Genomic DNA, 8,744 nt, shown 5'->3' with positions numbered 1-8,744 from the left:
ACGCAAGGGAGCCCGCTGATGAACACGCCATCCCAAGGCACGCCGCCGCTCGTGATGGAAGCGCGCGGCCTGGTCAAGCGCTACGGCAACGTCATCGCACTGGACGGCGCCGACTTCGAATTGCGCGCGGGCGAGATCATGGCGGTGATCGGCGACAACGGTGCCGGCAAGTCGTCGCTGATCAAGGCCCTGTCGGGCGCCACCATTCCGGACGAAGGCGAGATCAAGCTCGACGGCAAGACCATCCACTTCAAGTCGCCGATCGACGCCCGCCGCGAAGGCATCGAGACCGTCTACCAGGACCTGGCCGTGGCGCCGGCGATGACCATTGCGGAGAACCTCTTTCTCGGCCGCGAGATCATCAAGACCGGCTTCCTGTCCCGCCTGCTGCGCATCATCGACAAGAAGAAGATGCTCGACGAAAGCACCGCGCGGATGAACGACCTGAAGGTCGGCATCCGCTCGATGACGCAGGCCGTCGAGACCCTCTCCGGCGGGCAGCGCCAGTGCGTGGCGGTGGCGCGCAGCGCGGCCTTCGCGCGGCACGTGGTGATCCTCGACGAGCCGACCGCCGCGCTCGGCGTGAAGGAGGGCAACATGGTGCTCGAGCTGATCCGGCGCGTGCGCGACAAGGGCCTGCCGGTGATCCTGATCAGCCACAACATGCCGCATGTGTTCGAGATCGCCGATCGGATCCACATCGCGCGGCTCGGCAAGCGCGCCTGCATCGTCAATCCGAAGAAGATCAGCATGAGCGACACGGTCGCGGTGATGACGGGTGCGATGCGTCCCGATGAGCTGCCCGCCGAAGCCCTCTACTGACACCCGCGCCCGATACTTTCCAACATGCCAATGAACCTCCCTCCATGGCTCGGCCCCGAGCCACTCCAAGGCATGATCGACCGCGAACTCGCGCCATGAACAGTGGCGAGACTGCAGTTCGGCTGCGCCCGCGCGGCTCCAACCAGGTGGGCATGGGCCAGTTCAACGAGCGCGTGGTGCTGCAGGCGATCCGCCTGCATGGCGCGCTGCCGAAGGCCGAAATCGCGCGCCTGACCAACCTCACGGCCCAGACGGTGCAGATCATCATCGCGCGGCTGGAAGCCGACGGGCTGGTGCTCAAGCACGCACCGGTGCGCGGCAAGATCGGCCAGCCGTCGGTGCCGATGGCATTGAACCCGGATGGCGCCTTCTCGATCGGCATCAAGATCGGCCGGCGCAGCCTCGACGTGCTGCTGGTCGATTTCACGGCCCAGGTGCGCGAGCGCCTCACGCTGGACTACGAGTTCCCCGACCCCGACACGCTGTTCGACGAGATCCGTGCGCGCCTGGCGACGCTGCGCAAGGCGCTCGGGCCCAAGCGCGCGCAGCTGCTGCATGGCATCGGCATCGCGGCCCCGCTGTCGCTGGGCGGCTGGCAATCGCTGCTCGGCGTGGCGCCGGAGCAGGCCGGCAAGTGGACTGCGATCGACATCCGCGCGCGGGTGGCGGCCATGACTCAGCTGCCGGTCGAGCTGGTCAAGGACACGACGGCCGCTTGCGTCGCCGAACTGGTGGCCGGGCGCGGACGCAGCATCCGCAGCTTCCTGTACGTCTTCATCGACACCTTCATCGGCGGCGGGCTGGTGATCGACAGCCACTTGCGCAGCGGCGGGGCCGGCAACGCGGGCGCCGTGGGGTCGATGTCGCTCGGCCTGGGCGGCGCCGACGGCGCACCGCCGCCCCAGTTGCTGAGCATGGCGTCGCTCTTCACGCTGGAGGCGCTGTACACGGAGGCGGGGCTCGATGTCGGCGCCGTGGCGGACGCACGCGCGGTCGCGCCGCCATGGCTGCCGGTCACGCGCGCGTGGATGCAGCAGATGAGCCCGGCGATCGCACTGGCGATCCACAGCGCGACGGCGCTGCTCGAGCTCGACGGGGTGATCATCGACGGGTCGTTCAGCCGCGAGATGCTCGCCGAGGTGCTCGCGGCGGTCGACGGCGCGCTCGACCGCTACAGCTGGGAAGGCGTGGCCCGCCCCAAGGTGCTGGCCGGCGCGATCGGCGCCGATGCGCGCGCCATCGGCGGCGCGCTGCTGCCGCTGTACGCGAACTTCGCCCCCGACCGCGACCTGTTCCTCAAACTCGATCGATGATCCACGTGCTCGGCGATCGCCCGCCGGGAGAGACATCGTCGGTCGCAGGTTCAAGGATGCAGTGGAATGCGGATGATGGCAATCGCGACACCGGTCAAGAGGGTGGCCGCGACCACCGCGTCCCATCCGATCGCGTGGGGCCGCAGTTGCTTCCAGACGCCACCGGCAACGAAGACGCCTGCGATGCTCGCGGCGAAGAAGGGGCAGAAGTAGCTCAGGTTCATGGGCTACGGCAGCAGAGGTCTCGAACGGAGCGGGTGGTCCTGGTATTCCATGGGGCTGAATCGTACTGTGCGAGTTCGGGGGTAGCCTGGCGTGGGCTGGCGCTTGAGAACTGGGATGGCGGGGTATCAGGGGGTCTGTAGACTTGCGATTGTGCGTCGTTTGTACTAACATGACGTACATCGACGCAAGGAAGCCGCCATGCCAACCGCCACTCGCTCCGCTCGCCTCGGGTTGCGCGCGACGCCTCAGCAGGAGGCTGTGCTGCGCCGAGCGGCCGAAGCATCCAACAAATCAATGACGGATTTCATCCTCGACAGTGCTTATCAGGCCGCGGAGCAGACCTTGCTCGATCAGAGGCTGTTTCTGGTGAGCGGCAGTCAATCGCAAGCACTGCTGTCGCTGTTGGATCGACCGGAACAGGACAATCCTGGCTTGAAAGATCTGTTCTCCCGGCGCACACCCTGGAATACCTGATGGCGTTGAGTGCGCCGCGGTCACTGGATGCCAGCCATCGGCTGGATGCATTCGATTGCGGCAAGCTCGCGCTCAACGACTGGCTGGCGCGGCATGCACGGCAGGCGCAGGCCAGCGGCTCGGCCAAAACCTATGTGGTCGCGGACGACACGCGCGTTGCCGGCTACTTCAGCTTGACAGTGGGGCAGATCGATACGCTCGAAGCGCCTGATCGTGTGCGCAAGGGCATGGGCAGCTATCCGATACCGGTGATCATCCTGGCGAGGCTCGCCGTGTCGTTGTCGGACCAGGGATGCGGTATCGGAGTCGGCATGCTGCAGGAGGCGATTCGGCGCACGCTCGTCATCGCCGATCAGGCCGGTGTTCGGGCCATGCTGACTCATCCCATCGACGAGGACGCGGAGCGGTTCTATCGGCGGTTTGGCTTCGAACCGTCGCCAGTCCGTGAACAGCAGTTGCTCTTGCTTCTCAAGGACGCGCGTCGATTGGTCTGACGGTCGGTTGCAGGCCGTGCTGGTTCGACGTCGGGTTCCCGACCAGCCCTCTTCGTCAACGAACCCGAAGCGCAAAGTCCGCCGCCGCTCGGATCGCGCCATCCACCTCGCCCGGCAACGCCTTGCCATAGGCCAGGAAGCCATGGGTCACCCCAGGCACTTCCATGGTTTCGACGGAGTTGCCGGAGGCTCGCAGCGCCGCGGCCAGGGCGAGTGTCTGGTCGCGAAGGATGTCGATCTCGGCCGCCAGCAGGAAGGCACGCGGAAGGGCGCCGAGGTCGACGCCGCCATCGAGCGCAAAGGCCGTGTGAGGCGGCATTGCAGCGTCCGGATCGCCCTCAGGGCCGGGTTCCTGGCCCAGGTAGGCGCGCAGATAGCGCTCCTGCGCCGCGATCGACAGGCCATGGCGGCCATCGCCGAAGGCCGTCATGCTCGCGCCCGCGAACGACCGGGTGTAGACGCCATAGAACAGCAGCAGCGCCTCGGGCCAGGCGYGATTCGTCTGCCGGCCCTCGGTGCGCTGGCGATCGCGCAGTCGGATCGTTGCCTCGAGCGCGAGGTTGGCGCCGGCCGAATCGCCGGCCACGATCATGCGGGCGCCCGGGTGTTCCAGCGCCGCCTGGTCGATCGCCGCGATGCAGTCCTGCAGACCCGCAGGGTAGGGATGCTCGGGCGCCAGCGCGTAGTCGACGGACCAGATCTCGCAGCACAGGGCCTCGGCCAGCCGCCGCACGATGGACTCGTGGGTGCGCGGCGAGCCCACGCACCAGCCGCCGCCGTGCAGGTAGACCGCCACGCGACGGCTTTCGCAGCGTCGCGGCCGGACGATCTGCAGGTCGACCGAGCGGCCTTGCGCTTCGAGCCGCCGCGACGAAAGCTCGCACGGCGGACCGTCGTCGAGCCAGGGCTCGCGCTCGGCCAAGAGTTGCGCGCGCGCCTCCGGAAAGGGCAGTGCATAGCGGCTCGGCTGCCCGGTGCGGGCCGCCGCAAGACGCGCGAGAAGCGCCGCCATCGCGGCATGCGGTTCGGGCGCCGGATGCGTGGCTGGAGACGAGGGAAGAGTCATCGTCGTGCCGTCTGCGAAGGGTCGCCCGCGCCTGCGATTCAGCCCTGCGCCTTCCAGGCCACGGCATCGATCTCGACCCGCCACGCCGGACGGGCCAGCGCCTGCACGATCAGCAGCGTCGAAGCCGGCCGCGCATCGCCGAGGTAGCCGGCCCGCACGGCCGCATAGGCGGCCATGTCGCTGGCGTCCACGAGAAAGTGGTTCACCTTGACCAGGTCGGCCACGCCCATGCCGGCATCGGCCAGCACGGCGAGCAGGTTGCGCCAGGCCACATGCGCCTGCGCTTCGAAGCTCTCGGGGACCGTGCCGTCGACATCGATCGCGACCTGGCCGGCAATGTGGAGCCAGCGGCCGCCAGCGGGCGCCGAGACGCCGTTCGAGTAGGCGCCGGCCGGCGCGGCGATGGTGGAAGGGTTGTGTTTTTTCATGGCCATGGGAGGTGGGGATTCACGGAGGGGCCAGCAGCGCGAAGGCATCGCGGAACAGCGCGTTGCCTCCATCGCCGAGGTCGTCGAGGATGTCGAAATGGGTGCGCTCCGGCGCGATGCGCAGCGTCGCCGCGCAGCCCGCGCGCCGCAGGTGCTCCGCAAAGTCGATCGACTGGCCGCGAAATCCTTCGGTCTCGGCGCCGCCCACGGCCAGCAGGTGTTTCGTCGCGCGCCCGGCCGGGCGGGCCATCGGGCTGAGCGCGCGCGCCTCGCGTTCGTCGAGCCGGATGTCGGCATTGATGCTGGTGTGGCGCAAGGGCTCGAGGTCATAGACGCCGCTGACGCCGACGAAGGCCGCGGCCTGCCAGCCCTGCGGACCGTCGAGCACGCAGGCGCCGAGCTGCGCGCCGGCGGAATGGCCGGCCACGAGCATGCGCGCGCTATCGACGCCGAGGTCCTGCGCGTGCCCGCGCAGCCAGGCCATCGCCTCGCCGACCTCCGCGACGATGTCCGACACCCGCAGCGCCGGCGCCAGGTCGTAGCCGATGAAGGCCGCGTGGACGCCGCGTTCGAGCCAGGGGGCGGCGAGGAAGGTGAAGATGCCGCGCTCCAGCGCCCGCCAGTAGCCGCCGTGGATGAAGACGAACAGCGGCGCGGCTGCCGTGACCGGATGCGGCGCCGGCAGGAAGTCGAGCAGGCATCCTTTCGACGCGGCATAGCGCCGCGTCTGGAGCCCCGGCATGGCGCGGCGCAGATCGGCGCTCGCGCGCGCCTGGCGCTCGTAGACCGCATTGCGCTCGGGGTGCCGCGAGCGCAGGGCGTATTCGCTTTCGAGGGCCGGGTCCACCGGCGGCAACAGCTGGGGGTCGGCGGGCTCAAAGTCCAAGGTAGGCCTCCCGCACGCGGTCGTCGTCGCGCAAGGCCGCGGCCGGGCCCGAGAGCGTGATCGCGCCGCTTTCCATCACGTGGCCGATGTCCGCATGGGCGAGCGTGATGCTCGCGTTCTGCTCCGACACCAGGATCGTCAGCCCGCCGCGCTGCAGCTGCTTGAGCGCGGCGAAGACCTGCTCGACGATCACCGGCGCGAGCCCCATCGACGGTTCGTCGAGCGCGAGCAGGCGCGGGCCCGACATCAGCGCGCGGCCGATGGCGAGCATCTGCTGTTCGCCGCCCGACAAGGTGCCCGCGGCCTGGGCGAGCCTTTCCTCCAGCCGCGGAAAGGTCGACAGCACGAAGGCCAGCCGATCGTCGAGATGGCCCTTGCGCCGCGGGAACAGGTCGGTGAAGGCTCCCATCTGGAGGTTGTCCTTCACGCTCAGCGGACCGAACACGCGCCGGCCCTCGGGCACCAGCGCGAAGCCCTTCGAGACGATGCGCGCGGCCGGCAGCCGCGCGATGTCCTCGCCCGCGAACGCGATCGAACCGCGCACCGGCCGCAACAGCCCCGACAGCGCCTTCATCGTGGTGGACTTGCCGGCGCCGTTGGCGCCGATCAAGGCATGGAAGGAGCCGGGCTCCAGCGCGATCGCGACGTCGTGCAGCACGTCGGAGGCGCCGTAGCCCGCGTGCAGGCCCTGGATGTCAAGCAGGGGCATGCGCCGCCTCCCCACCCAGGTAGGCGCGGATCACCTCCGGGTTGCGCGAAACTTCCGCGGGCCGGCCCTCGGCGAGCCGCTTGCCGTGGTTCATCACCAGGATTTCGTCGCAGGCGCTCATCACGACCCGCATGTTGTGCTCGACCAGCACCACGGTCACGCCGTCTGCATTGATCGCTCGGATCACTTCGAGGATGCGGTTCTGCTCCGCCAGCGGCACGCCCGCGATCGGTTCGTCGAGCAGCAGCAGCCGCGGCTTCGAGGCCATCGCACGCGCGATCTCGAGCAGCTTGGCATCGGCGAAGCCGAGGTCCGCCGCGAGCGTGCCGGCGCGCGCCTCGAGCCCCAGCAGCGCGAGCAGGCGCCAGGACTCGGCTTCGGCACTGCGCTCCTCGGCCAGCGCGCCGCCGAAGAGGCCCGACCACCAGCCGCCGGCCAGGCGCGGATGGGCGCCGACCATGACGTTCTCGAGCACGCTCATCGCCGGGAACAGCTGCAGGTTCTGGAAGGTGCGCGAGAGGCCGAGCGCCGCGCGCTGGTGCGGACGCAGCGCCGTGATGTCGCGGCCGTCGAGCCTGACGCTTCCGAGCGTGGGCGCCGTGACGCCGGCGATGGCGTTGAACAGGGTGGTCTTGCCGGCGCCGTTGGGGCCGATGATGCCCTTGATGATGCCGGGCGCGACCGTGAACGAGAGCTGGTCCACCGCGTGCAGGCCGCCGAAGCGCACGCTCAGCGACTGCACCTCGAGCGCGGGGCCCGGCGCGGGCGCGGCGGCGAGGCCGGGGACGGGCGCGCGCTCCAGGGTTGCTTCAGGCAAGGCCATGGCGCGTCACCTTTTCTTTCTTCGGCTCCGGGGCCACGGTCTTCTTGCGGCGGCCGAGGCGGGCGGCGAGGCTCGCGATGCCGCCGGGCAGGAACAGCAGCACCGCCACCATGCCGGCGCCGAACACGAGCAGCTCGGCATCCTGGACGCGGCGCAGCAGCTCGGGCACCGCGGTGAAGACCGCGGCTCCGAACACCGGGCCCCAGAACCGGCCCCAGCCGCCGATGGCCACCATGACCACCAGCAGCACCGAGGCCGAGAAGCTGAAGGTCTCCGGCGAGGCGTACTGGTTGAAGTGGACGTAGAGCGCGCCCGCCAGGCCCGCGGCCACCGCCGAGGCCATGAAGGCCGCGAGCTTGCTGCGGAACGGGTCGATGCCCATGCTGTCGGCCGCCACCTCGCTGCCCGAGACCGCGCGCAAGGCGCGGCCGGCGCGGCTCGCGAGCAGCGAGGCCACGAGCAGCATCACCGCCAGACCCCCAAGCCACGCGAGCCAGAAGAAGCGCGCGGGCGTGTCGAAGGCAAAGCCGAACAGCGCGATCGGCGGCACGCCCGACAGCCCGTTGGGCCCGCCGGTGACCGACACCAGTTCGTTGAACAGCACCGACAGGATCGCGTTGAAGCCCAGCGTCGCCATGCTCAGGTAGTGTCCGCGCAGCCGCAGCGCCGGCAGGCCGATCACGAAGGCCGACAGCGCCGCGCCGGCCATCGCGGCCAGCGCGCCGATCGCCGGCGGGACGCCCCAGCGTACCGAGAGCACGCCCGACAGATAGGCCCCCAGGCCGAAGAAACCGGCCTGGCACAGCGAGATCTGCCCGCCGTAGCCCATCACGAGATTGAGCCCGCCGAGCAGCAGCAGGTTGATGAAGAAGAAGATGCCGAGACTCAGCACGTAGTCGTTGCCGGCGACGAGCGGCCAGGCGGCGAACAGGATCCAGACCACGGCGACGTGCCGGATGCGCAGGCTGCGCTCGCGCAGCGGCGAGGAGGCGAGGGGAAGGGCGGCGGGATGTGTCATACGCGCTCCACGGCATGGCGCCCGAGCAGGCCCGAGGGACGCAGGAACAGCGTCGCCAGCAGCGCGACGAAGGCGACCGCGTCCTTGAAGTGCGAGGACAGCAGTCCGCCCGACAGCGCCTCGAGCAGGCCCAGCAGCAGCCCGCCCACCAGCGCGCCCGGCAGGCTGCCGAGGCCGCCGAGCATGGCGGCCGAAAAGCCCTTGAAGCCGAGCACGGTGCCGTGGTCGAAAGAGGTCAGCGTGAGCGGCGTGATCACGATGCCCGCGATGGCGCCGAAGGCCGCCGCCAGGCCGAAGGACAGCGCCATCGCCATGCGCGGCTCGATGCCGCAGAGCGCCGCGGCTTCGGGTTGGGCCGCGACCGCGCGCATCGCGCGGCCGAGCACGGTGCGCTCGAAGAACCAGTGCGCGCCGACCATGACCAGCGCGCAGGTGCCGACGATCCACAGGGTCTGCGGATGGATGCGCAGGGCGCCGAGCACGATC

12 protein-coding genes are annotated in these 8,744 nt (G+C 69.8%); 4 read left to right on the top strand and 8 right to left on the bottom strand.

From position 1 onward, the window contains the following. The first annotated feature begins 18 nt into the window (after nucleotides 1-18). Together AC1D2K_RS23160 and AC1D2K_RS23155 are read left to right on the top strand one after the other, a co-directional pair. Complete coding sequence (locus AC1D2K_RS23160; protein WP_478091293.1) at nucleotides 19-822, top strand: ATP-binding cassette domain-containing protein; 804 nt, start codon at nucleotides 19-21, stop codon at nucleotides 820-822. Between the two features lie 95 nt (nucleotides 823-917). Beyond that, the gene (locus AC1D2K_RS23155; protein ID WP_478091292.1) at nucleotides 918-2,135 is read left to right on the top strand and encodes an ROK family transcriptional regulator; all 1,218 of its coding nucleotides are present in this window, start codon (nucleotides 918-920) and stop codon (nucleotides 2,133-2,135) included. 50 nt (nucleotides 2,136-2,185) lie between these two features. Here AC1D2K_RS23155 and AC1D2K_RS23150 read toward each other — a convergent pair whose 3' ends face one another. Further along, the gene (locus AC1D2K_RS23150; RefSeq protein ID WP_478091291.1) at nucleotides 2,186-2,359 is read right to left on the bottom strand and encodes a hypothetical protein; all 174 of its coding nucleotides are present in this window, start codon (nucleotides 2,357-2,359) and stop codon (nucleotides 2,186-2,188) included. Between the two features lie 199 nt (nucleotides 2,360-2,558). On the opposite strand from AC1D2K_RS23150, the gene AC1D2K_RS23145 reads away from it, so the two are divergent. Together AC1D2K_RS23145 and AC1D2K_RS23140 are read left to right on the top strand one after the other, a co-directional pair. After that, on the top strand, nucleotides 2,559-2,834 hold the full coding sequence (locus tag AC1D2K_RS23145; protein WP_478091289.1) for a type II toxin-antitoxin system TacA family antitoxin: 276 nt from the start codon (nucleotides 2,559-2,561) through the stop codon (nucleotides 2,832-2,834). Next, complete coding sequence (locus AC1D2K_RS23140) at nucleotides 2,834-3,328, top strand: GNAT family N-acetyltransferase (RefSeq protein ID WP_478091288.1); 495 nt, start codon at nucleotides 2,834-2,836, stop codon at nucleotides 3,326-3,328. The genes AC1D2K_RS23145 and AC1D2K_RS23140 overlap by 1 nt, the downstream gene beginning before the upstream one ends. A 55-nt stretch (nucleotides 3,329-3,383) precedes the next feature. Here AC1D2K_RS23140 and AC1D2K_RS23135 read toward each other — a convergent pair whose 3' ends face one another. The 7 genes from AC1D2K_RS23135 to AC1D2K_RS23105 form a co-directional block, all read right to left on the bottom strand. After that, nucleotides 3,384-4,394 carry an alpha/beta hydrolase gene (locus AC1D2K_RS23135; protein WP_478091286.1) on the bottom strand — a complete coding sequence of 337 codons (1,011 nt, stop codon included), beginning with the start codon at nucleotides 4,392-4,394 and terminating at the stop codon, nucleotides 3,384-3,386. A 38-nt stretch (nucleotides 4,395-4,432) separates the two neighbouring features. After that, nucleotides 4,433-4,822, bottom strand: a complete 390-nt coding sequence (locus tag AC1D2K_RS23130; RefSeq protein WP_478091285.1) for a RidA family protein — start codon at nucleotides 4,820-4,822, stop codon at nucleotides 4,433-4,435. Nucleotides 4,823-4,841: 19 nt separating this feature from the next. Further along, nucleotides 4,842-5,708 (bottom strand): alpha/beta hydrolase, encoded by an 867-nt coding sequence (locus AC1D2K_RS23125; protein ID WP_478091284.1) that lies wholly within the window; start codon nucleotides 5,706-5,708, stop codon nucleotides 4,842-4,844. Further along, nucleotides 5,698-6,417 carry an ABC transporter ATP-binding protein gene (locus AC1D2K_RS23120; protein WP_478091282.1) on the bottom strand — a complete coding sequence of 240 codons (720 nt, stop codon included), beginning with the start codon at nucleotides 6,415-6,417 and terminating at the stop codon, nucleotides 5,698-5,700. Before AC1D2K_RS23120 ends, AC1D2K_RS23125 begins: the two co-directional genes overlap by 11 nt. Further along, entirely contained in the window at nucleotides 6,404-7,240 is an 837-nt protein-coding gene (locus AC1D2K_RS23115) for an ABC transporter ATP-binding protein (protein ID WP_478091281.1), read from the bottom strand. The genes AC1D2K_RS23120 and AC1D2K_RS23115 overlap by 14 nt, the downstream gene beginning before the upstream one ends. Next, the gene (locus tag AC1D2K_RS23110; protein ID WP_478091280.1) at nucleotides 7,227-8,258 is read right to left on the bottom strand and encodes a branched-chain amino acid ABC transporter permease; all 1,032 of its coding nucleotides are present in this window, start codon (nucleotides 8,256-8,258) and stop codon (nucleotides 7,227-7,229) included. Before AC1D2K_RS23110 ends, AC1D2K_RS23115 begins: the two co-directional genes overlap by 14 nt. Beyond that, nucleotides 8,255-8,744 (bottom strand): ABC transporter permease subunit (locus tag AC1D2K_RS23105; protein ID WP_478091278.1); only part of this gene is annotated, 490 nt, incomplete at its 5' end. The genes AC1D2K_RS23105 and AC1D2K_RS23110, both read right to left, overlap by 4 nt.

It is taken from the genome of Variovorax sp. P1_H12_2 (genome assembly GCF_056405335.1).
The sequence above is the reverse complement of the archived record's forward strand: the minus strand, read 5'-3'. Positions and strand labels throughout refer to the sequence as shown.

Excerpts from the sequence above, each read along its gene's own strand:
- AC1D2K_RS23155 (WP_478091292.1), top strand. The coding sequence starts at position 918 with ATGAACAGTGGCGAGACTGCAGTTCGGCTGCGCCCGCGCGGCTCCAAC.
- AC1D2K_RS23110 (WP_478091280.1), bottom strand. The coding sequence starts at position 8,258 with ATGACACATCCCGCCGCCCTTCCCCTCGCCTCCTCGCCGCTGCGCGAG.
- AC1D2K_RS23145 (WP_478091289.1), top strand. The coding sequence starts at position 2,559 with ATGCCAACCGCCACTCGCTCCGCTCGCCTCGGGTTGCGCGCGACGCCT.
- AC1D2K_RS23160 (WP_478091293.1), top strand. The coding sequence starts at position 19 with ATGAACACGCCATCCCAAGGCACGCCGCCGCTCGTGATGGAAGCGCGC.
- AC1D2K_RS23115 (WP_478091281.1), bottom strand. The coding sequence starts at position 7,240 with ATGGCCTTGCCTGAAGCAACCCTGGAGCGCGCGCCCGTCCCCGGCCTC.
- AC1D2K_RS23130 (WP_478091285.1), bottom strand. The coding sequence starts at position 4,822 with ATGAAAAAACACAACCCTTCCACCATCGCCGCGCCGGCCGGCGCCTAC.
- AC1D2K_RS23140 (WP_478091288.1), top strand. The coding sequence starts at position 2,834 with ATGGCGTTGAGTGCGCCGCGGTCACTGGATGCCAGCCATCGGCTGGAT.
- AC1D2K_RS23120 (WP_478091282.1), bottom strand. The coding sequence starts at position 6,417 with ATGCCCCTGCTTGACATCCAGGGCCTGCACGCGGGCTACGGCGCCTCC.
- AC1D2K_RS23150 (WP_478091291.1), bottom strand. The coding sequence starts at position 2,359 with ATGAACCTGAGCTACTTCTGCCCCTTCTTCGCCGCGAGCATCGCAGGC.